Origin of the sequence: Psychroflexus aurantiacus (assembly GCF_010820555.1) — a bacterium.
In the GTDB taxonomy this organism is placed as follows: Bacteria; Bacteroidota; Bacteroidia; order Flavobacteriales; family Flavobacteriaceae; genus Psychroflexus; species Psychroflexus aurantiacus.
On record NZ_JAAIKD010000002.1, the window covers coordinates 387,392 to 408,903 of the forward strand.

General features: G+C 42.0%; 24 protein-coding genes. 9 read left to right on the forward strand and 15 right to left on the reverse strand.

The window, feature by feature from the left end:
- The first annotated feature begins 19 nt into the window (after positions 1–19).
- The gene (locus G3567_RS04500; RefSeq protein ID WP_164004124.1) at positions 20–169 is read left to right on the forward strand and encodes a hypothetical protein; all 150 of its coding nucleotides are present in this window, start codon (positions 20–22) and stop codon (positions 167–169) included.
- Between the two features lie 90 nt (positions 170–259).
- Here G3567_RS04500 and G3567_RS04505 read toward each other — a convergent pair whose 3' ends face one another.
- Entirely contained in the window at positions 260–706 is a 447-nt protein-coding gene (locus tag G3567_RS04505; RefSeq protein ID WP_164004125.1) for an Lrp/AsnC family transcriptional regulator, read from the reverse strand.
- A 118-nt stretch (positions 707–824) separates the two neighbouring features.
- Between G3567_RS04505 and G3567_RS04510 the strand changes: the two genes are divergently transcribed.
- Complete coding sequence (locus G3567_RS04510) at positions 825–2,399, forward strand: asparagine synthase-related protein (protein ID WP_164004126.1); 1,575 nt, start codon at positions 825–827, stop codon at positions 2,397–2,399.
- Positions 2,400–2,450: 51 nt separating this feature from the next.
- On the opposite strand, the gene G3567_RS04515 is transcribed toward G3567_RS04510, so the two are convergent.
- The gene (locus G3567_RS04515) at positions 2,451–4,046 is read right to left on the reverse strand and encodes an NAD(P)/FAD-dependent oxidoreductase (RefSeq protein ID WP_164004127.1); all 1,596 of its coding nucleotides are present in this window, start codon (positions 4,044–4,046) and stop codon (positions 2,451–2,453) included.
- Positions 4,047–4,164: 118 nt separating this feature from the next.
- Entirely contained in the window at positions 4,165–4,848 is a 684-nt protein-coding gene (locus G3567_RS04520) for a type 1 glutamine amidotransferase domain-containing protein (protein WP_164004128.1), read from the reverse strand.
- A 180-nt stretch (positions 4,849–5,028) separates the two neighbouring features.
- Here G3567_RS04520 and G3567_RS04525 point away from each other — a divergent pair, with 180 nt between their 5' ends.
- Positions 5,029–5,490 (forward strand): YehS family protein, encoded by a 462-nt coding sequence (locus tag G3567_RS04525; RefSeq protein ID WP_164004129.1) that lies wholly within the window; start codon positions 5,029–5,031, stop codon positions 5,488–5,490.
- 46 nt (positions 5,491–5,536) lie between these two features.
- On the opposite strand, the gene G3567_RS04530 is transcribed toward G3567_RS04525, so the two are convergent.
- The 6 genes from G3567_RS04530 to G3567_RS04555 all read right to left on the reverse strand — a co-directional run bounded on the left by G3567_RS04530 (position 5,537) and on the right by G3567_RS04555 (position 9,250).
- On the reverse strand, positions 5,537–6,043 hold the full coding sequence (locus G3567_RS04530) for a DinB family protein (RefSeq protein ID WP_164004130.1): 507 nt from the start codon (positions 6,041–6,043) through the stop codon (positions 5,537–5,539).
- A 19-nt stretch (positions 6,044–6,062) separates the two neighbouring features.
- Positions 6,063–6,260 (reverse strand): type II toxin-antitoxin system RelE/ParE family toxin, encoded by a 198-nt coding sequence (locus G3567_RS13450; RefSeq protein ID WP_317164159.1) that lies wholly within the window; start codon positions 6,258–6,260, stop codon positions 6,063–6,065.
- A 197-nt stretch (positions 6,261–6,457) separates the two neighbouring features.
- Positions 6,458–6,580, reverse strand: coding sequence for a hypothetical protein (locus tag G3567_RS13550; RefSeq protein WP_262887110.1), 123 nt, complete (start codon positions 6,578–6,580; stop codon positions 6,458–6,460).
- A 130-nt stretch (positions 6,581–6,710) separates the two neighbouring features.
- Positions 6,711–6,938 carry a VF530 family protein gene (locus G3567_RS04545; RefSeq protein ID WP_164004131.1) on the reverse strand — a complete coding sequence of 76 codons (228 nt, stop codon included), beginning with the start codon at positions 6,936–6,938 and terminating at the stop codon, positions 6,711–6,713.
- Between the two features lie 11 nt (positions 6,939–6,949).
- Entirely contained in the window at positions 6,950–8,212 is a 1,263-nt protein-coding gene (locus tag G3567_RS04550; RefSeq protein ID WP_164004132.1) for a DEAD/DEAH box helicase, read from the reverse strand.
- A 150-nt stretch (positions 8,213–8,362) separates the two neighbouring features.
- Complete coding sequence (locus G3567_RS04555) at positions 8,363–9,250, reverse strand: phospholipase A (protein WP_164004133.1); 888 nt, start codon at positions 9,248–9,250, stop codon at positions 8,363–8,365.
- A gap of 207 nt (positions 9,251–9,457) precedes the next feature.
- Between G3567_RS04555 and G3567_RS04560 the strand changes: the two genes are divergently transcribed.
- The 3 genes from G3567_RS04560 to G3567_RS04570 are packed head-to-tail and all read left to right on the forward strand — an operon-like array spanning position 9,458 to position 11,613.
- Positions 9,458–10,057, forward strand: coding sequence for a SatD family protein (locus G3567_RS04560; RefSeq protein ID WP_164004134.1), 600 nt, complete (start codon positions 9,458–9,460; stop codon positions 10,055–10,057).
- On the forward strand, positions 10,054–10,770 hold the full coding sequence (locus G3567_RS04565) for a DUF3307 domain-containing protein (protein ID WP_164004135.1): 717 nt from the start codon (positions 10,054–10,056) through the stop codon (positions 10,768–10,770). Before G3567_RS04560 ends, G3567_RS04565 begins: the two co-directional genes overlap by 4 nt.
- A gap of 54 nt (positions 10,771–10,824) precedes the next feature.
- Complete coding sequence (locus tag G3567_RS04570) at positions 10,825–11,613, forward strand: dienelactone hydrolase family protein (protein ID WP_164004136.1); 789 nt, start codon at positions 10,825–10,827, stop codon at positions 11,611–11,613.
- A gap of 59 nt (positions 11,614–11,672) precedes the next feature.
- On the opposite strand, the gene G3567_RS04575 is transcribed toward G3567_RS04570, so the two are convergent.
- Positions 11,673–12,068 carry a DUF2784 domain-containing protein gene (locus G3567_RS04575; RefSeq protein WP_164004137.1) on the reverse strand — a complete coding sequence of 132 codons (396 nt, stop codon included), beginning with the start codon at positions 12,066–12,068 and terminating at the stop codon, positions 11,673–11,675.
- 164 nt (positions 12,069–12,232) lie between these two features.
- On the opposite strand from G3567_RS04575, the gene G3567_RS04580 reads away from it, so the two are divergent.
- Complete coding sequence (locus tag G3567_RS04580) at positions 12,233–12,664, forward strand: DUF4829 domain-containing protein (RefSeq protein ID WP_235923469.1); 432 nt, start codon at positions 12,233–12,235, stop codon at positions 12,662–12,664.
- Between the two features lie 29 nt (positions 12,665–12,693).
- On the opposite strand, the gene G3567_RS04585 is transcribed toward G3567_RS04580, so the two are convergent.
- Positions 12,694–14,316 carry a family 16 glycosylhydrolase gene (locus G3567_RS04585; RefSeq protein ID WP_164004138.1) on the reverse strand — a complete coding sequence of 541 codons (1,623 nt, stop codon included), beginning with the start codon at positions 14,314–14,316 and terminating at the stop codon, positions 12,694–12,696.
- Between the two features lie 142 nt (positions 14,317–14,458).
- On the opposite strand from G3567_RS04585, the gene G3567_RS04590 reads away from it, so the two are divergent.
- A complete protein-coding gene (locus tag G3567_RS04590; protein ID WP_164004139.1) occupies positions 14,459–16,882 on the forward strand; it encodes a S9 family peptidase in 2,424 nt (807 codons plus the stop codon).
- A 158-nt stretch (positions 16,883–17,040) separates the two neighbouring features.
- On the opposite strand, the gene G3567_RS04595 is transcribed toward G3567_RS04590, so the two are convergent.
- The 3 genes from G3567_RS04595 to G3567_RS04605 form a co-directional block, all read right to left on the reverse strand.
- The gene (locus tag G3567_RS04595; protein ID WP_164004140.1) at positions 17,041–18,087 is read right to left on the reverse strand and encodes an alkane 1-monooxygenase; all 1,047 of its coding nucleotides are present in this window, start codon (positions 18,085–18,087) and stop codon (positions 17,041–17,043) included.
- A gap of 281 nt (positions 18,088–18,368) precedes the next feature.
- A complete protein-coding gene (nhaA, locus tag G3567_RS04600; protein WP_164004141.1) occupies positions 18,369–19,691 on the reverse strand; it encodes a Na+/H+ antiporter NhaA in 1,323 nt (440 codons plus the stop codon).
- Positions 19,692–19,834: 143 nt separating this feature from the next.
- Positions 19,835–20,314, reverse strand: coding sequence for a DUF4199 domain-containing protein (locus G3567_RS04605; protein ID WP_164004142.1), 480 nt, complete (start codon positions 20,312–20,314; stop codon positions 19,835–19,837).
- A 185-nt stretch (positions 20,315–20,499) separates the two neighbouring features.
- On the opposite strand from G3567_RS04605, the gene G3567_RS04610 reads away from it, so the two are divergent.
- Positions 20,500–21,042 (forward strand): hypothetical protein, encoded by a 543-nt coding sequence (locus G3567_RS04610; RefSeq protein ID WP_235923470.1) that lies wholly within the window; start codon positions 20,500–20,502, stop codon positions 21,040–21,042.
- A 104-nt stretch (positions 21,043–21,146) separates the two neighbouring features.
- On the opposite strand, the gene G3567_RS04615 is transcribed toward G3567_RS04610, so the two are convergent.
- Positions 21,147–21,512 (reverse strand): cupin domain-containing protein, encoded by a 366-nt coding sequence (locus G3567_RS04615; protein ID WP_164004143.1) that lies wholly within the window; start codon positions 21,510–21,512, stop codon positions 21,147–21,149.

Sequence of the window (21,512 nt, forward strand, 5' to 3'; positions counted from 1 at the left end):
CTTAAAGAGGAGTTTTTTTATGAATTTGGAAGATATCGAAAACGACTCCTTTTTAACTCAGGCCAATTTGGAAAGCGATACCGTCGATGATTTCTTTGAGAGCCTAAAAGAAGATGAAGCCACTTTCAGAAGTTATTCAGCGCTGCCGAAGCCAATACGTCTCAGTTGAAATATGTCGCAGAATTTCATGAGTGGAAAGCAAAATCAGCAATATCCCTCCAGACCAGGTTATACGGAATAAGTTTCTGGCAAGAGCTGCTTAAAATTCAATTTCACGGGTAAAGGTTTGTTCCAGGCAAATGAAGGTTTCCGTTCTGGCGACACCGTCAATGGTTTGTATTTTATTACTCAAAACTTCCGTCAGGTGCTTATTGTCTCTGCAGACCACCTTGATCAGTAAGGAAAAATTACCCGTGGTATAGTTGCATTCCACAACTTCATCAATGTCAAGAAGCGCTTTGCTCACTGTTCTGTAAATATTGGCTTTGTTGAAATAAATCCCGATAAAACTCTGCGTCTGATAACCCAGCTGGTAGGTATCAATCAGACTCTTAGATCCTGTGATAATGTTCTGCTCTTCAAGCTTTTTGAGACGCAGGTGAACTGCTGTAGGACTCATGTTGCAGGCGTTTCCAAGCTCTTTTAAGGAGGCTTTAGCGTCCTTACTTAATATATTTAAGATTTTCCTGTCAGTTTGATCTATCATCTTTATAAATTTTAGTAAAACACTAAATTAAAATTTATTTTTAACAATTAAAGCATATTGATTGTTTTATATTAAGTAATATGCCTTATTTGCTTTATAAAATTTAAATTCTGTTATCATGTGTGGAATATTTGTAGCCATCGAAAGTCCAAAATCAAGTCAGTTTTTAATTGAGGAATTCATGAAAATAAAACATCGTGGACCCGACGCTTCTGACTTCAGAACTATTAAGGAAAATACCTATTTCGGGTTTCATCGGTTAGCGATCAACGGCCTGACCCCTAAAGGCAATCAGCCGATGTATAAAGATGGAATTTGGCTGGTGGCTAATGCAGAAATATTCAACTATCTGGATCTCGCCTCAAAATACGAGATCAGGTTAGAAACGGGTTCTGACTGTGAAATACTAATTGATTTGTATAACTTAATCGGTGAGGAGCAGATGCTTCAGGAAATAGACGGGGAGTTTGCCTTTGTGCTTTATGATGAAACCAAGGATATATATATCGCCGCCAGAGATCATCTTGGCGTAAGAGGCATGTATATGGGCCATGAAGATGCTGAGGTTTATTTTGCTTCAGAAAGCAAGGCCATTGCCTTTACAAAACACCTTAACCAGTTTCCTCCAGGACATCACTGGAACTCGTATACAGACCAGGTTGTTCCTTATTTTACGCACGATTATGAACCTACGGCATTTACGGAAGAGGAATACTGCCGGAAGATCAATACACTGCTTACCGAATCTGTCGAGAAACGCATGATGAGCGAACGGCCTTTAGGCTGTTTACTCAGCGGTGGCCTGGATAGTAGTCTGGTCGCCGGAATTCTGGCCAGAAAACTCAAAGAAAAGGGGAAACAGCTGGAAACCTTTTCCATTGGTCTGGAAGGAAGTCCTGACATCACTGCCGCGCAGAAAGTTGCCGACCATATAGGCAGCAAACACCACAGCATTGTATGTACCGAGCAGGATTTTTTGGATGAACTGGAACACACCGTGTATATGCTTGGAAGCTATGATGTCACCACCATACGCGCTTCGGTTGGACACCAGCTGGTCTCCAGATACGTCAGAGATCACTCCGAGGTGAAGGTCCTGTTTTCTGGAGAAACGGCCGATGAATTCGGCTCTTACCTCTATTTCCAGAACGCCCCGGACTCGGTTAGCTTTCAGCAGGAATCCATTCGGTTGTTAAAGGATATTCAGTTTTTTGACATGAAACGGGGGGACCGATCGATTTCCAACGCAGGTCTGGAAGCCAGGGTTCCATTTGCCGACAAGGCTTTTGTGAAATTCTTTATGTCCATCCCTCCGGAACACAGAATGTTTTCCGATCAGAAAATCGAAAAATACCTTATCCGAAAGGCCTTTGAAGGGGAGAACCTTATTCCCGCCGAAGTCTTATGGAGACGTAAAAACGGGTTTTCGGACAGTGTGAGCAGCAGAGAGAAATCCTGGAGCGAGGTAATCAAAGATTACCTTGAAACTCTGGTCACAGACGAGGAGTTTCAGTCTAAAAAGTTTAACTATTCCCCGGAGCCACCTTCCAAAGAGGCTTTCTTTTACCTGAAAACCTTTGAAAAGACCTATGGCTCTCATTTTCAGTTAACACCTTACCAGTGGCTCCCAAAATGGTGTGGGGACGTCAATGATCCTTCTGCCAGAGTGCTGGAAATTTATCAGGCCGATTAATTAGCCCGGAATCAAATTTTAAACATCAGCCTGTCTTCAGACGGGCTTTTTTTAGGATACTGTCTTGGAAGAGGTTTTGGATAAAAGCCTGGCAACCGCTATGGCGCAGCGTTCTCCATCGATGGCTGCAGAGACAATTCCTCCGGCATAACCAGCGCCTTCACCGCAGGGGAAGAGGCCCTGAAGCTCGGTATGTTCCAGACTTTCCTCATCTCTTGGAATTCTTACCGGAGAAGAGGTTCGGGACTCTGGTGCCAGAATAATGGCATCGGGATGGTCAAAGCCTTTCATCTTTTGAGCGAATTTCTTAAAGCCTGTACGAAGCCTCTTAGTTATTGCCCTGGGGAAAATCTGGTCCATTTCCACGGAAGTGGTCCCCGGCTGATAGGAATTTTTGGGTATGGAAGCGGATTTCCGTTTGGAAATAAAATCCTGAAGCCGTTGTGCAGGGACCCGCTGAGTTTCACCAGCCAGCTGCCAGCATTTTTTCTCAATCGCTTCCTGAAACTTTAAGCCCTTTAAGGCTCCGTAACTTTCAAAATCAGCTAACTCTTCATCATCGATAGTCACGACAATGCCTGAATTGGCGTAGGGGTTGTTTCGTTTGGAAGGCGACCAGCCGTTGGTTACCACTTCACCCGGCCTTGTCGCGCAGGGAGCGATGATGCCACCAGGACACATGCAAAAGGAATACACGCCTTTGTTATCCACCTGTTCTACCAGGCTATAGGCTGAAGGCGGTAAGTATTCACCCCGCTCCGCGCTTTTGTACTGGATCTCATCGATCAGGGATTGTGGGTGTTCTACCCGTACGCCCATGGCAAAGGTTTTGAACTCGATGCGAATGTTTTTCTTATCCAAAAGATAAAAAATATCTCTTGCCGAATGACCCGTAGCCAGAATACAGGCTTCTGCATACATTTCTTTTTCCCCGTTCACTTCAATGCCAACCAGGTGATGTTCTTTAATGATGAAGTCGGTAAGTTTGGTTTCAAAATGAATTTCACCCCCATGGTCCTGGATGGTTTTCCTCATTTTGGTGATGATATCCGGTAGCTTATTGGTGCCAATATGCGGATGAGCATCTACCAGAATATCTTCACTGGCGCCATGTTCCACAAAGGTGTAAAGGATGTCTTTAATGGTTTTTTTGTGTCCCGAGCGGGTGTAAAGTTTGCCATCAGAGTAGGTACCGGCACCGCCTTCGCCAAAACAGTAGTTGGACTCTGAGTTGACCAGATGTTCTTTATTGATTTTTGCCAAATCCCGTCGCCTGGCTCTTACATCTTTGCCGCGTTCGATAACGACAGGCTTCAGCCCCTGTTCCAAAAGCTTAAGCGCTGCAAAAAGACCGGCCGGACCACTGCCAATCACCAGAACTCGTGGGTGGTCTTCGCTAACGTGATGGTATTCCTTTGCTCTAAATTCAGGCCAGATCACCGATTCATCCTTGAGAAAATAAGCAATTCTGAGTTGGTATTTGATCTGTCTTGCCCGGGCATCGATTGAACGCTTTACAATTTTAAATTCTGCAAGGTTTTTTACTGAAATGCCAATCTGCCTGGCCAGAACTCTTTCTAAGTCTTCCGGTTGATGAGCGATTTCAGGAGTGACGCGTATATCGATGTAATGGGGTTGAGCGGGCATAGGTCAAAGTAAAACACAAAGGTAAGGAATATACTAAGTTTGAAAATGTTTATCAATCATAAGACACAAAAAAAAGCCTCAGAGATCAAGGCTTTTTTCAAATGAATTCAAAACAAGATTAAAGCTTGAGTTGTTTTTCCAACAATTCAGCGACTTTTTCAGAAGAAGCTGGATTCTGACCAGTAATCAAATTTTCATCTTCTACGGCGTAAGGCTGCCAGTCCTCGATTTTAGTATAAATGCCTCCGTTTTTAATCAACATGTCTTCCAGTAAAAACGGAACCACATCAGTCAACTGGACTGCATCTTCCTCCTGATTGGTAAATCCTGTTACTTTTTTACCTTCTACCAGTGGATTGCCATCCTTGTTTTTTGGATGTTTTAGCACTGCTGGGGCATGGCAGACAAATGCTATTGGTTTTTTATGGGCATTAAACTCTTCAATGAGTTTTATAGATTCTTTGTTTTCTACAAGATCCCAAAGCACGCCGTGACCTCCTGGGTAAAAAACAGCATCAAAATCAGACTCATTAACTTCGCTTAGCTTATGTGTATTTGCCAACAAGGTCTGGGCTTCTTTATCCAGATCAAAACGTTCGGTGGCTTTGGTTTGCGCATCTTCAGTTTCTGAATTAGGATCGATGGGTGGCTGACCTCCTTTTGGAGAAGCCAGAGTAAGTTCAAAACCTGCATCTTTTAGTTTGTAATACGGAGCTGCAAATTCCTCAATCCAAAATCCGGTCTTATTTCCAGTGTCTCCTAGTTGATCGTTACTCGTAATGACGAAAAGTACGTTTTTCATGGTAATTATTTTTAAGCAAATTTAAGGCTTTAGAGGCATCTCGAATCCATTTTAAGTAAAGCTTAAACGTATAGGTTAATCTGGTTTCTGGACAGTCGTCAATGGAAAATTTATATTATTTGATAAATGCTGTCTATTCTTGGTTTGGCTTGATTATTTTTGGATTTTAAAATTCTACTCATGACCAACAATGATGTTTTGCGACGATTGCGCTATACTTTTGAATATACCGATTCCAAAATGATGTCCTTTTTCAAACTGGCAGGGGTAGAGGTGACCAGAGCAGAGGTGAGCGACTGGCTTAAAAGCGATGACGACGAAGCCTTTGCAGAACTGGAGGATAACAAACTGGCAGCTTTCCTCAATGGTCTTATCATTGCCCACCGGGGAAAGAAAGAGGGTAAAACTCCAGAAAATGAAACTTTTTTGAATAATAACGATGTGCTCAAAAAACTCAAAATCGCTTACGAACTGAAGTCCGAAGACATTATTGAGTTATTTCTTTTAGCCGGAAAAAAGGTAAGCAAACACGAATTGAGTTCTTTTATGCGTCGACCAACTCAGCCGCAGTACAGAGAACTGATGGATCAGTACCTTAGAAATTTTCTCTACGGACTTCAGTTGAAACAGAAGTCGAAGTAAGTGCTTTTGAATTTAGGATAGGTGAAATTAAAGGTTGAAAAAGCCTCTAGTTTTCTAAGCTGCTTACAGTAACCAGTAACTGACCTATATGCCGCTGACTGTGTTCAGCAGCATGAAATAAGACGACTATCAGCGTAAAGGGCAGGTGCTTTCTTCCAACCGGACGGTACTGGGTCAAATCTGTGTCTTTTAGTGTTTTATAATAAAGCAGGCTTTCTTCGATTTTTGCATCCAGATTGCTCAGTAAAAGGGCTAAGGTGGTTTCATCATTTGCTTTCCCTTCATTTTTTAAATAAATAAACTGGCTTTTAGAAGGTGGTTTGTGCTGCGCATAAGTCAGCACCCGGTCAATCACGCCACTGATGTGCTGCAGATGAAAACCTAAGCTGGCTCTGCCAAAGACAGTGTCCCAAAGCATGGTTTCTTTAAAACCTTCAGTGTATCGATGCGCTTCAAGCTGAGATTGTAACAAGGCATGAGCCGCAGGCTGGAGTAAAGGCGGTACCTCTTCAACGGATCCTCTTAACCAATAGTCCGGAGTTGTATTCCTCACTTATTTATTCTGCTAATTTTTAGTAAGACCCCTTAAGCAGATCTTTTAGTTCTTTATCAGTCAAATTTGCCTTATCGGTTTTATCGAAAATTGAAACCAAATACACACTTGATTCAGAAATTAAAACGTAGGTTATGAGTCTTGCACCTCCAGATTTGCCTTTACCTTTGGATTTGATAGCCAGTCTTGTCTTAAAACAAAGGTTGCCTAGTGCAATACCTGTTTAGGATTTATTTCTAAACTTTCAAATAAAATTGATAAATCACTTTTGATAGAAGGATGCTTCTTAGCAATCTTTTTTAGTGATTTTAGAATTTTGGTGTAGCTATAAGGTTATAACTCATCCAGTAATTCTCTTGCTGGGATACCTTTTAATTTTCCTTCTTTAATTTGTTTAAGCTCTTGAATAGACTCCTAAACAGCGTTAATTAACTCGGCTTTTTCAATCGTCAGTGGTTTAGCTGTAACAAAGCTTAAACTATTCAACAGCTCCATTACAAATACTTTACTATCTTTTATATCCAATAAAACTTTCATACTCAAGGTTTAATTCTAAAACTGTTATAACAATTATCACTAATAATTCAGAATTTAAGCATTAAGCTTAATTATGAAAATAATCAAATTGAAATTCAGATCATTTTATACGCTTGAGCTAATCCAAATGTCACTTATTGATTTCTTTCAGAAATTTAAGGTACAGCTGTTCCACCTGAGTTCTGGCCCAGGGGGTTTTCCGCAAAAATTTTAAGCTTGATTTTAGGGATGGATTGTCTTTAAAGCAGCGAATATTGATTTGCTCTCCAAGTCTTTTCCATCCATAAAAAGCCTCCAGATCCACCAGGATCTGTTCTAAGGTGATGCCGTGTAAGGGATTGTTTTTTTGGGTCTCCACAGCTTTGGTGTTTAGCGCCTTGACTTGCTCGAATTCGATCTTGTTGTTCTGGGTTTATTACCGGAAGAAGGTCTCGAATTCGAAGTATTTCTAGGTTTCTTACCTCTCTGCTGAGGGTTGAAGGGTTTGGTAGACGCATTGGGGTCTGGTTCAAAGCCTTCCAGAATATCCATCGGAATTTTAGAGCCAATCAATTTTTCAATATCTCTCAAAAATACCGTTTCATCCGCACTAACCAAAGAAACCGCAAGTCCGCTGGCACCGGCTCTTCCTGTACGTCCAATTCTGTGCACATAATCTTCTGAAATATTTGGCAGTTCGAAATTGACCACATGAGGTAAGAGAGGTATGTCCAGACCTCGCGAAGCGATGTCTGTCGCTACCAAAACTTTTACAGATCCGCTTTTGAATCCTGCGAGTGCTTTGGTTCTCGCGCCCTGACTTTTATTTCCGTGTATGGCGGCTGCGCCAATTTTTGCAGCTTCCAGTTTTTTGGCCAGTTTATTGGCCCCGTGTTTTGTTCTCGCAAACACCAGAACCTGATCCCAGTTGCCTTCCGTAATCAGTTTGATCAGCAAATCTGTTTTTTTCTCCTTAGCCACACGGTAGACCTGCTGTTCGATAGCTTCTACAGTAGTGTTTTCAGGAGTGGATTCCACAGAAACAGGATTGGTTAAAAACTCATTGGCGAGTTTTCGGATTTCTCTTGAGAAGGTGGCCGAAAACAAAAGCGTTTGTCTTTGTTTTGGGATAAGCCCCATGATTTTTTTAATATCTCTCAAGAAGCCCATGTCCAGCATGCGGTCGGCTTCATCGAGGACTAAGATTTCAACTTTGCTTAGCGATAATAAGCCCTGATTGTTTAAATCGAGTAGTCGGCCTGGCGTGGCAATTAAAATATCCACCCCGTTTCTGAGGGTAGAGACCTGTGATTTTTGATTGACTCCACCAAAAATGACGGTGGATCTTAAATCGACGTATTTGCTATAGTCTTTTACATTTTGATGAACCTGAGCAGCCAGTTCCCGCGTTGGGGTTAGAATCAATGCGCGTACAGGTCTGTTGCGCAACGGAGGCGTTTGTGATAAAATATCGAGTAGCGGTAAGGTAAAACCTGCGGTTTTACCTGTTCCAGTTTGTGCTGAAGCAAGCACGTCCTTTCCTTTGAGAACGGGAGGTATGGCTTTAGACTGAATGGGTGTTGGGGTATCGTAACCTTGTTCGCTTACCGCTTTGACAAGGGATTCTGAGAGTCCTAATGACTTAAATGACATAAAAAGTGTTTATGAAATGACACTAATTAGATTCAGGCCATTTCTTTATTATTTTGCAAAGGTAGGCTTTTAAAGCTGCACGGTAACTTTGATTTCAAATTTGCCGGGTTATGAGTGAATCTTTTGGTCTGAAGGCCGGTCTTAACAGCTTTACCAGTCTATAAAAGAAATGCCCAGGCCTAAGGTCGTCTGCTTATGGTTGTAATCGATCAAGGTCTCTCCATAACCGGTAAACGCCTGAACGTGCAGCCTGAGATTGGATTTTACGGAGTACATATAATTGATTTCCAGACTTCCTCTGTTGTGTTCAGAATCCAGACTGTTTCTTCCGATTACATGAATGCTGTGTCTATCCAGGTTGTATAGCATTTCAGCCTCCATTCTTCCTACATAGTCACTAATGAGGGGATTATCGTCTTTGTCTGAACTTTCTAACCTTATCCAGGGTTTAAGATAGAGTTGAAAGTTGTCTTTCTCGAAAGCCACATGAAAAATAAGTCGGTTCCAGCTCCTGGACCTGGGTAGATCTCTCCCGTTAGATTTATGATTAAATGCCAGACCTGCCATCTTTAAATCTATACCGAATACATTGACATTGACGGGGAAATTGACAATGATTTCCGGTTCGTAATTCAATTCACGAAATGGTCTGGAGATGGGATCATTATAGACCTGCCAGTTGGCAAGCTGAGTGTAAGCCAGCCAAATATCACCGTACCCAAACAGAAAAGACTGAATCAATTTGGTTTTCAGGCTCAATTGAAACTTGGCTTCCACCTGATCATAATTTAAAGGCTCTTCAAAACTGTTTTGTGGATTACTACTCTGTGGAAGAACATTGGGATCATTCGACCATCTTACAGGTAATACATAAATGGGTTTGTAGAATGTGAGCTTAAAGGTCCCGTTTTTGTCTTCCTCATCGAGTTCCCAGCGTTGAGACATCGTTTTTTCGATGATTTGATCATCACCGAAGACCGATTGCGAATAGGAATTCATTGTAAAAAACAGGAACAGAATTAAATATTCAATTTTCATAAAAACAGATATGCCGCAAAAATAGAACCTGTAAAAACTAATTTTACGCATTTACTTACAATTCTTTACTAAATGTTTTAAAATTGAAATGGGTTTACAATCCCTGGACAAAAAATTCGATTCTTAAGTCGAATACTTGAAAATTCGATGTTTAAGTCGAATTGTAAAAAATTTGGTATATTAGTCGAACATTTCACTCAAATGGGCATGATAGCAATTATTACAGGAGATATTGTCAATTCAAAGCAACATAAGAGTTCCGACTGGCTGGAATCCTTAAAATCTGCTTTAAATCGATACGGCAAACAACCAGAAGACTGGGAGATTTACCGAGGAGACAGCTTTCAGCTTAAAACGACAGTCGCCAAAAGTTTAGAGGCTTGTTTTTACATCAAAGCCTGTATCAAAGTCTATAAATCTCTTGATGTTAGAATGGCTGTTGGAATAGGGGAAACCAAAGGTTCTTCAGGTAAAATAACTGAAGAACAGGGGGAGGCCTTTTACAGGTCAGGGCAATGTTTCGAATCTCTAAAATCAAGTCTTCTAGCGGTAGAAACCGGGAATAAACAGGACACTGCTACTTTAAATTTAATGTTGGAGCTTGGAGCCCTAACCTTTGACAGGTGGACAAGCGTAGATGCTGAAACGCTAAAAATAGGCCTGGAGAATCCGGAGTATACGCAAAAAGAAATCGCAGAGAAGTTAAATAAATCGGCAAGTACGATAAGTTTCACGCTTCAAAAGACAGGGTATAAGGAAATTTTAAAACTGCTGGAGTATTATAAACACTTAAGCCTGAACCCATGACAACGCTACTCCTAAAACTTTTACTCGCTCACTTTTTAGGTGATTTTGTATTTCAACCCTACAGGTGGGTGAAGAGTAAAGAACAAAAAGCCGCGAAATCAACATACTTCTGGTTTCACATAGGGGTTCATGTTTTGCTCATGTTTTTATTTACAGGTTTTGAAAGAAGTTTAATTCCAATTGTTATAGGTGTTGGAATCAGTCATGTTGTCATTGATTTACTGAAAATAAAACTTCAAAACCGATGTTCAGCGATTCCTCTCTTTTTTGGAGATCAGGTTTTACATCTGCTTGCTATACTAGCGGCTGTCGGGTTATACTTCACCTGGGACTGGTCAAACCTGTTGCAACTTCAGGACAAGTGGCTGGTCCTCATTTTAGCGATCGTCCTCCTGACCTCTGTTTCTGGAATGATGATGAAAGTCCTGCTCTCGAAATGGGACCTCAATCATTTTGAAGGGGAAGCCCTGGAGAAGGCCGGCTGGTATAAAGGAGTTTTAGAGCGCCTATTCATCTTCGGGTTTGTGTTTTCAGGGCACTGGGCTGGGATTGGTTTTTTGATTGCGGCTAAATCCATTTTTCGATTTAATGATCTGTCCAAATCAAAAGACAGGAAACTTACCGAATATGTTCTTATCGGAACCCTATTGAGTTATGGCCTGGCCATGCTCATTGCATTTGCCTGTCTCCAGTTGTGGTATTATGTTCAGTAAAATTTTCAATTCAAAAAAATAGAATACCTTTAGTACAACTCAAATCCACTTTTCATGAAATCACTATTCACTATCCTAGGCCTTGTATTTTCGATGCTTGCTTTTTCTCAAACCGATCTTCAGGTTTTGGAACGGTCTCCCAGACATCAGGAATGGGTAGAATTGCAGAGTAATGGCCGAGCCTTGCACAGTTTTGTAGTCTACCCTGAGGTCTCTGAAAACGCTAAGGTTTTTATAGTCATACATGAAAACCGGGGGCTTAATGACTGGGCAAGGCGTTTTGCAGACGAACTGGCCGAAAAAGGATTTATAGCCATTGCTCCGGATCTGTTGTCGAATGCCTCGGAAGGTATTTCAAAAACCAGTGATTTTGAAAATTCTGATGCAGCAAGAACAGCGATTTATAACCTGGATCAAGACCAGGTCATGACAGATTTGGACAGCGTTTTTGACTATGCACGGTCTATTGCAGCCGGAACCGGAGAGGTATCGGTTATCGGATTTTGCTGGGGAGGTTCTCAAAGCTTTAGGTATGCGACCCATAACCAAGACCTGGAGGCAGCTTTTGTGTTTTATGGAATAGCCCCTGAAGCCATGGAGGACCTGGTTAAGATAGAAGTCCCCGTTTACGGATTTTATGGTGGAAAGGATGCCAGAGTCAATGCTACTATTTCAGAAACCGAAGAGAACATGAACAGCTTAGGAAAAAATTATACCTATTCAATCTACGAAAATGGAGGGCATGGCTTTATGCGAAGCGGGGCTCAACCCGATGCTTCTCCGGGAAATAAGACGGCCAGGGCAAAGGCCTGGGAGGATCTGCTTAGCCGGATTCAATTTTAAGTCCCGCTTACCAGGACTAGTCACAGAGAAATTGCATTTAAAATGTATTCACTTCTGAATTAGTGCTCCGAATTTTTTTTGGTTCTGAACAGGTTGAGATACAGGGATATGCCCAAAGCGAGGACTGAACAGCCTAAAGTGAGGCTGTTGACTACGTCCCCGGCTATGTGTAAATTGAAAAGCCTTTGCAGAAGATAACGGATATAGGACGAAGGAAGATCGGTTTCGCCCAGCCGTTTTAAAATAGCAAAATGCCAGTCGGTAAAGGGACAATACCCGAAACCATACCATATCCCTAAAATCCCCCAGGATGCAAAGGTCAAAGCTATTACGATAAGATGCCATTTGAGGAAGGCTTTGTACAACCAGCCAAACAGATTGAATACAATCAGGGCGGTATGGAAAATCATAAAGAAAGCATCTCCCATCCTCAATAACAATTCAGTTTCACCCATATGTCGTTTTGAATTTGGCCATAACCTATGAGACTTTTCTGTCATACGACTATAAAACTAGGCTTTCTCAGGTAAAGGTTTAATAATTGAAAATCATTTCAGTATAATTTGACAATATAATATCTTAGCTGCCACCTATTTATTTACGAATTAAAACAAATCTTATGACAAAAGCGATCAGTATAGCCGCTCTTTTATTTTTCTCAGCCTGGCCCATGCAGGCGCAAACCGCCGGTGAAGTGGTGGATGCCTTTTTTGAAGCTTTAAATGCTAAAAACCATCAAAGCCTGGACGCTATTTGCCTGGACGACATGCAGCTGCATACCTTATCCCTGGCGGGAGATATCGTACTGAACTCGCAAAGCAAGCAGGGTTTTATAGACGCTATAAAGTCCATTCCCCGAGAAACGAAAATCTTTGAAGAAATAATTTCAGAAGAAGCTTTGGTTACGGAGTATTTAGCGCAATACACTATGCCTTATGCCTTTTATGTTAACGGCACACTTTCGCACACAGGTACCAATGTCATTACCTTATTGAAAACAAAGGAGGGCTGGAGGATCAGTTATATAGCAGATACACGAAAAAAATCATAATCGCTTCCCGTTGACTTCAAAGCTTAAGATTACTGCTTCAATACCTTGTAGGTACGACTGCCTTCAGCTCCGCTTTGCTTAAAGAAGTAAACTCCCGGTGACCAGTCTGACATGTCGATTTTCGTTTCCTTTTGTTTTAGATCGTAAACCTTTATCTGTCGTCCCTGAATGGTATACACTTCAAGCCTTTGATCAAGACTTGTAGCGGGTTTGTAGACCGTCGTAAAGGTTTGAACGGGGTTGGGCGCTATGGTTAACCGGGATTCACTTAAAACCTCTTCGTTTCCCAGCGAACTTTCCTGGTAGACTCTAACGTAATCTATTTCCATGGCGCTCTCGGTGAAACTTGGATCGATAGTAGGTTGTATAGCGATATTCAATAAAATATACTGATTCTTGGTAAAGGGCCAGGTGGAAGCATTCCTCAAATCGGGTTGATAGGTATAATGTACAGTTCCATCGACGGCAAAAACCATACGATCTTCGTACCAGTCCAGTGTGTAAACGTGAAATGCTGAAGAAGCGGTGGAGATATATTGTCCCCCGTGATTTATGGTTCCGCCAAAACTAGAGGGTGTATGCATGGCACTTTGAACAAAGTTTTGGTTATCTCCCCAGTGTTCCATGATATCAATTTCACCGCATTCCGGCCAGGACGTAGTTCCATAGCCCTGATTATCCCAGTAGGCCCCGTTTTCGTTGATGTTCTGTCCCAGCATCCAGATGGCAGGCCAGGTGCCAACGCCGGTTGGTAATTTGGCCCTCACTTCCACACGACCATAGGTGAACGCAAATTTTGAATTCAGTCGTGCCGAGGTATGGGTTTTAGTTGTGCCCTGGCTCGTGTAGGTTTCTTTTTTGGCCACCAGATGCATAATCCCATCCTGCACGAAGGTATTTTCAAGGCGATCTGTATAATGCTGAATTTCGCCGTTAAACCACGAACTTCCGTTGGGAAGGAGGGTTTGGTGAAACCACTTGCTGGAATCTAAGGCCCCGTCGGTGTTAAATTCATCCGACCAGACCAGCTTGTCATAAACGGGATCATTTGGATTCTGGGGTTCAGAGGGAGCCTCGCCCCCATCAAAATAAAAATTATCGATATAGGCCGTTACAACATCCGTATTATTTTCCCCATTCACCTGCAGCAAAACCCGGTTAAAGTCGGTTCTGGTTAAGGGATCCGGAGAATTTGCATCCAAATTGATGTACTCGTCCGTCGCGAAATTGAATGTCACGGTTTGCCACTGGTCTAAGACTATGGGTTTTATGATTTCAGTCTGATTTGACCAGGGCTGCGCCTGATCCTTATTTTGAAGTTTTAAGGAGATCTGATTGGGCTGAGTTCCGGATATACTCGAGGATGGAACATAGATGTCTAATCGGAAGGGCGTATTCTCCTCCAAAATGATCTTAGCAGAACTGTTAAAACGAATATTGGCATATTGCCCTCCATTATCCTTATATCTCAAAACTGTCGAGGAAGGATTCTGCGTCCCGGGCCACGGGTTGCTAAAACCAGTATTCATTTCAACGTCATCGGCAGCCCAGGTGGATATGGTCGTGTTTCCTTCGAAATCATCTTTGAGAAGTTGTGAAAACGAATTATAGCTCGTCAGTGCCACTAAAACTATAAGTAAATATTTTAGCATGATTTTTTTTCTTGCAAGATAAATATACCTCGAGAGTTATAAGTCAAGTCAATTGTTAAAAATTTGACGGTCAGTTAGCTAAATTAAATGTTGGCTATTCCTCAAATTTGATTAATTTTAGGAACAACTTAAAAAAAAGCATATGAAAAATGTATTGGTCTTATTACTGACTTTTTTACCATTTCTGGGGTTCTCACAGCTGGATTTAAAGTACCAGATGCCACATGAAGACATTCTTGAACTTGCAGATGTTCCCCTGCCGCCCTCCATGAGTATAAATCCCGATGCCAGCAAGGCTTTGTTAATCTACAGAAATCAATACAAAACCATTGAGGACCTGGCCGAAGATGAACTCAGACTGGCCGGCTTACGCATAAATCCTAAAACCAATATTTCAAGCCGAACCCGGTTTTATACAAACTTAAAATTATTTGATCCCCAAACGAAGAAGGAGTCTGAAATCCAAAACCTGCCGGGCAACCCAAAGATTTCAAATATAAGCTGGTCTCCGGAGTATAATTATATCGCTTTTACCCATACGACACAGACAGGTAATGAATTGTGGGTCATCGACTACAGCAAAAAAATGGCCAGTCGACTGACACCGGCTATTGTGAACGGCAATATAGGCACAACCTTAGCCTGGCTTCCGGATGAATCCGGATTGATGGTTAAAACATTACCGGAAAACAGACCGGAGCTTATAAACACCGATAATAAAGTTCCTTCGGGACCCACCGTATCCGTTAATGAAGCCGGAGTTGAAGCTCAGAACAGAACCTATCAGGATTTGCTCAAAAACAATGATGATGAATTCAATTTTGAGGTCCTGGCGACCTCAGAAATCCATAAGGTAGACCTGAATGGGAATTTAAGCCTGTGGAAGCCTGCCGCCATGTATAGCAGGATGTCGATTTCACCAGACGGAACTTATGTCATGGTATCTGAAATCCATAAACCATTCTCCTACATCGTTACCTATGGCAGATTTCCAACGACTTACAGCATTTATACCCAGGCCGGAGATCTTGCGTATCTCGCTGCGGATGTCCCGCTGATGGAAGAAATGCCCAAGGGATTTATGTCGACCAGAACAGGCCCCAGGGATTTATCCTGGAGAGACGATCACCCGGCAACTTTGGTCTGGGCAGAAGCCCTGGATGAAGGAGATGCCAATAAGGAAGTCGAATTCAGAGACGAAGTCTTTCAGCTGGAAGCTCCGTTTGACGAGGATGCAACATCCTTAGTAAAAACTCAGCTCAGGTTCTCAGGCATATTGTGGGGGAATGAAGACACCGCTGTTTTATATGAATACTGGTGGAATACAAGAACCACCAAGACCAGTATATTCAATCCTTCCGAACCTTATAAAGAGGCTGTCGTTTTTAACGAGAGAAACTATCAGGACACCTATGCCGACCCGGGAAATTTCGTGACCACCAAAAATAAATACAACGCCTCCGTACTGCAGATTTTAGATCATAAACTGGTGCTAACCGGTGAAGGGTATTCTGCCGAAGGAAAATTTCCATTTGTAGATCACTATAACCTAAAGACCCAGGAAACCGAGCGCGTATTCCAGGTTGAGGAATCCGATATGCTCGTATCTTTCGTGAATATGATCGATGCGAAGCGAGGTGAACTACTTACCAGACGTGAAAGCAGTAATGATTATCCAAACTATTATATCAGAAATTATAAGTCTGGAAGCCTGGAGCAAATCACAGATTTTGAAAATCCGTTTAAAGCCCTGCAAAACGTTCATAAAGAAGTGATTACCTACGAGCGGGAAGACGGTTTGGAACTTTCTGCTACCTTGTACCTGCCTGTTGGATACGATATGGATAAAAAGGAAAAAATGCCGATGCTGATGTGGGCCTACCCTCGTGAATATAAGGACAAAGCCAGTGCCTCACAGGTCACTTCCAGTTCCAAGGAGTTTACGTATCCCTATTATGGATCTCCGATTTACTGGGTGAACAGAGGTTATGTGGTTCTGGATGATGCGGCCTTTCCTATCATCGGGTTAGGAGATGAGCAGCCCAACGACACCTTTAAAACCCAATTGGTATCCAATGCTAAAGCAGCAATAGATGCTGTAGACGAGCTGGGTTATATCGACAGAGACAAAGTAGCGGTTGGCGGACATAGTTATGGTGCTTTTATGACGGCTAATCTATTGTCGCATTCCGATTTATTTGCAGCAGGCATTGCGCGTAGTGGTGCTTACAACAGGACGTTAACGCCATTCGGGTTTCAGTCTGAAGAGCGCAGTTACTGGGAAGCCCCTGAGGTGTACAACACCATGTCACCTTTTATGAATGCCCATAAAATGAAAACCCCCTTATTGCTGATTCACGGTCAGGCCGACAATAATTCGGGGACCTATCCCATGCAAAGTGAGCGCTATTTCAATGCCCTGAAAGGCCTTGGCGCACCCGCCAGACTGGTGATGCTGCCTAAGGAAAGTCACGGATATGCTGCCAAAGAAAGCATCATGCACATGTTGTGGGAGCAGGATGAGTGGCTAGAGAAATATGTTAAAAACAGAGAACTGCAGGAGTAAGGTATATTCTGAATTTCGTTTTAAGAAAAGACTAGGAGTTTTACTCCTAGTCTTTTTTGTTTTAGTTCATCTGTAGCCTTCAGCTGGGTGTAGATGATTTCTGAAGCAGGCGTCACCACTTGATATATCTATACGATTTTCATCGATTTAGGACGGTCTTATTCTCGCATGTCCCTGGGAATTCTGGGATTCATAAGCGCAAACCAAAGCGGAGGGATAAAGGCTATAAGAATACTGGTGGGGTAACCATAGGGCAATTCGGGGCTTGTGGAGTAATACTCCAGTAACTGGTAGTTTTTGGAGGCTCTGTAATGGTGATCGCTGTGTCGGGTGAGCTCGTAAAGCAAAATCCTGCCCAGGAGATGATTGGAATTCCAGGAATGAATTTCCTTGACTGGATAATACCTGCCGCTTTCTCGCTGTTTTCTCAGTAAACCATAATGCTCGATATAATTGATGCTTTCCAGCAATAGAAAACCTAGAACTCCCATGGCGATGGCCAGAAGTGCCGTTGTCCATGAAAAAACAATAAACAGCACACTGATGTATGCCAGTTGCAAAACAGAATTGATCAGCATGCTGTTTTTTAGAGACCAAAACTTTCGATTTTTAGCAGTAAGCATTTGCTTTTGCAGTCGCCAGGCGCTTTGATACTGCCGAATTGAGGAGGTGAACCAGAACGAAAAAACACTCTGATTGAGTTTGGCTGTTGCCGGATCTTCTGGTGTCGACACTTTGGCATGGTGCCCAAAGTTATGCTCCAGGGTAAAATGCGTGTAAAACGAGGGCAGCAAAAGCAATTTTGCAGCAAGCTGACTCCACCAATCATCTCTGTGACCTAACTCGTGAGCCACGTTGATGCCATTACTCCCCAGAACAATACCTGTGCTTATAACCAAACCGAGAAGCTGAACCGGGCTCAGTTCTTTAAATTCCAGGCTAACTAATGAAAAGGCTAAGATAAAGTAGACCAGCGGTAAATTGAAATACAATAGCCAGTCAAAAAAAGGATGACCTGCCTTTGAGGTTTTATCGGTCTCCGACAAGTTTTGAGTAAACTGAGGCGTGAACAACTCCAAAACCGGAATTATTCCAAAAGTGACAATAGGAGTGAGGTAGCTGAATTTCGCCGGATAGAGTATTCCTAGAATGGCAGAAAACGGAAGGAGATAGGCTGTCAGGTATTTCAGGTCAGTGAATTTCACGTTTAGATTTTAATGCTGTAAGCGAATTATGAAGGTAGTGAAATATTTAATACAGGAGCAGGGATTTCCTGAATCACAGAAAGGCCTGGTAATTTTTCATTTGACAGGCTTTTGAAAATTGCTTTTCAATTTTTCAAAGGTATTCAGAGGTTATGCTTTGTTCTGCGTGTTCACATAATCGTCAGGTAAAACACCCGTCTTCAGTTCACCTAAAGCCTGAAGCCATAGGTTCAGGCTTCAAGCTGGCATTATCAAATTCCGAAGAAAAAAACAGATCACTTTCAAGCCTGAGGCTCTTTGTCTTTTCCGACATACTTCAGATAAAAATAGCCGCCGATGCCGGCCAGGACAGAAGCCGAGAGGATGCCGATTTTGGCCTGGGTTTTATAAAGATCGCTTTCAAAAGCCAGTTCGGTGATAAAAATGGACATGGTAAATCCTATGGAGGCCAGGATGCCGATTCCAAAGATATGTTTGAAGCTTACCCCTTCCGGCAATAAACTGATTTTCAGGGACAGCATCAGTTTGGTAAACAGCACTATTCCTATGGTTTTTCCAAAAATCAAACCCAGCATAACGCCCAGCGCTACCGGCGAAAAAAAGTTGGCTAAGGCATCCTGACTTATGGTGACTCCCGCATTGGCAAAGGCGAATAGGGGCAAGATTACAAAATTGACGACAGGATATAAGGCGTTCTCGAGTCGGTGTAAGGGAGCTGTAGCCTCTTTTGAAAGGGAAGAGAATTTTTCGATTTGATTTGAAATTTCATCTTCATCCTCTTCCTCCCTGAAGATGCTTCGAACTTTATAAGAAAGCTGACGGGCTTTTCTTAAAAAGAGACGGGTGTTGATTCGTTCTTTACTGGGTATGGTGAAGGCTACCAAAACGCCTGCAATGGTGGCGTGGACTCCAGATAACAATACTGCAAGCCACAAGCCACCGATACCGAAAATGGCATAAAAAATAGTATTTCTGATGCCTAATTTATTGGCTGCGAGGAGAATGATTAAAAACAGAGCCCCCAGGGCAAGATTGAACAGGGACAGGTCTGCGGTGTAGAAAAAAGCAATGACAATTACGGCACCAAGATCATCTATGATGGCCAGTGCCGTTAGAAATATTTTAAGGGCTATGGGGACCTTGTCTCCCAGGAGGTAAATAATCCCCAGTGCAAAGGCTATATCTGTGGCCATAGGAATCCCCCATCCTGATATGGCTTCGGTTCCCTGGTTAATGCTAAAAAAGATTAAGGCAGGCACCAGCATACCCCCAAGGGCGGCCGACAGGGGTAACAGGACATCCTTAGGCTTTGACAAATGTCCGTGTACAAACTCCCGTTTCAATTCCAGACCGACCAGGAAAAAGAAAACAGACATCAAACCGTCATTGATCCAGTGCAGTATATTTTTCTTAATCACAACATCTTCAAAACCGATGTACACGTATTGCTTCCAAAAACTATGGTAGAGATCGGACCAGGGAGAATTGGCGACCAGTATGGCCAGGACAGCAGAAATGATGAGCAAATTGCCCACAGATGTTTTTTTCTGGATGAAATGTTTGATGGGTAGTAGGAGTAGGGTGTCGAGGTTGGATTTTTTCATTGTAGATACATCTAAACAAACTAAAACCACTAAGTTAATGAATAAAGCTGCATTCAAATGTGATAATAATCAGATTGTAAGCGATCTTTTACTTCTATTGAGATATACTCAATTTGTAAAAAAAACCTGAAGCGCTCAATATCTTATTTCTTCCTTGTAAACACAGCTACGATTGCAGAAGTGACAATCCCGGTAGCAAGGGCCCAGATGCTAGATTTGATGATGTATGTCTTAAGATTAAATTCGGATTCTGCAGCTGCCAGACTTTTGTAATATCCTTTTTGAACAGCGTATTCAATAGCATTTTTAAAATACTCTGGAGTTATGATCTCAGAAATAATCCACTGGGTAACAGGACTGAAAATCGTAATGACCAGGGTGAGGATTATACCAGATCTTAAACCTTGCCAATAGGTCATCTTTCCACCATAAAAGATGTTACGCTTCTCTTTTAGAGCCAGCACGTAAATGGCTACAGCGACGATCGCAAATAGCATCGTGAAATACTGGTGCAGATGGATATAGGTGTCATGAAGACCTGCCCATTTTTCCAGTAGCATCCAAAGCAACAGGGATCCTATGAATATAAAACCCCATTTTAATTCAATTTTTATTGATTTCATTACCTTATTACTTGAGTCACTAAGTTAGATTATTTTTACGTAGTATTAGCTCAGAATTTTTAATGGAATCCAGTTGATATTCATTTTAGAACCCTGCTGAGTCTTAACTTTTGAATCTATATCTTTTTAAAATGAAAATCTTAAAGCCAATTGTTACCTGCTTCATCCTGTTAAATAGTATTTCAATGTCGTCTCAATATGCTTCAGAAGGAGCTGGAGGCCTCCTTGATCTAGAACGGCACCAAGTGACTTTCAATTTTTTAGGACCCGGCATTCGGTATGAATTAGGGCTGTTTAGAAATCTAAGTGCATCCACAAGTCTGTCGCCCGCCTTTGGATATTACCAGAGCGGTTATACGTTTGGATTTGCATGGCATACCCGTGTGCGCTATTATCATAATTTTAAACAGCGTAAAGATCTTGGTAACACTGTAACCGGTAATTCAGCTAATTATATTGGCCCTGCCACTACATTCTTCTGGGATCCTCTTCAGATCGCAAATAATCTGGATGCGGATAAAGGCTTTTCTCTTGCTTTTTACGGCGCCGTATATGGTCTCCAGAGGACCAATAAACAGGGCTTTAATATAAATATAGAGCTAGGTTATGGGTATTATGATGGTTTTGGAGTCCCTTCCGGCCACGGAGCCTTACTCAACTTTACTTTGGGGTGGGTGGCCACTAAACGAAAGTCCACTGATCCGATTAAAGTCCCGCTCGACAATTAAAAATGATATTTTGAAGCTTAGTATGCTCTGAAAATCAAACTATATTTAGTCCTGATTCAGAAAAATAATCGGCTTATTGGTTGAGGACGTGTTTATGATCTTGCTTAGATAATATCCAGATCTTTTACAGTCAATTCATTTTCTGTGTTCCCCGTATTCAGCGTGGATTTAGGTTCGAACATCAGGACTTTTGCAACACCTACTGCTGATGGTTTATGCGGGGTTCCTTTTGGAACTATAATAAATTCTCCTGCATTTACTTCATGAGTTTCTTTTTCAAGTTCAATTTTGATCTTGCCTTCTATCACCAGGAATAATTCATCTTCATCATCGTGTTGGTGCATTATAAATTCATCCTTGAACTTGGCTATTTTGACGTGCTGGCCATTGAGCTCTCCAAGGATCTTGGGGTTCCAGAATTCTGAAAAAGAATCAAATTTTTGTTGAAGATTTACTTTTTTTATTTCCAT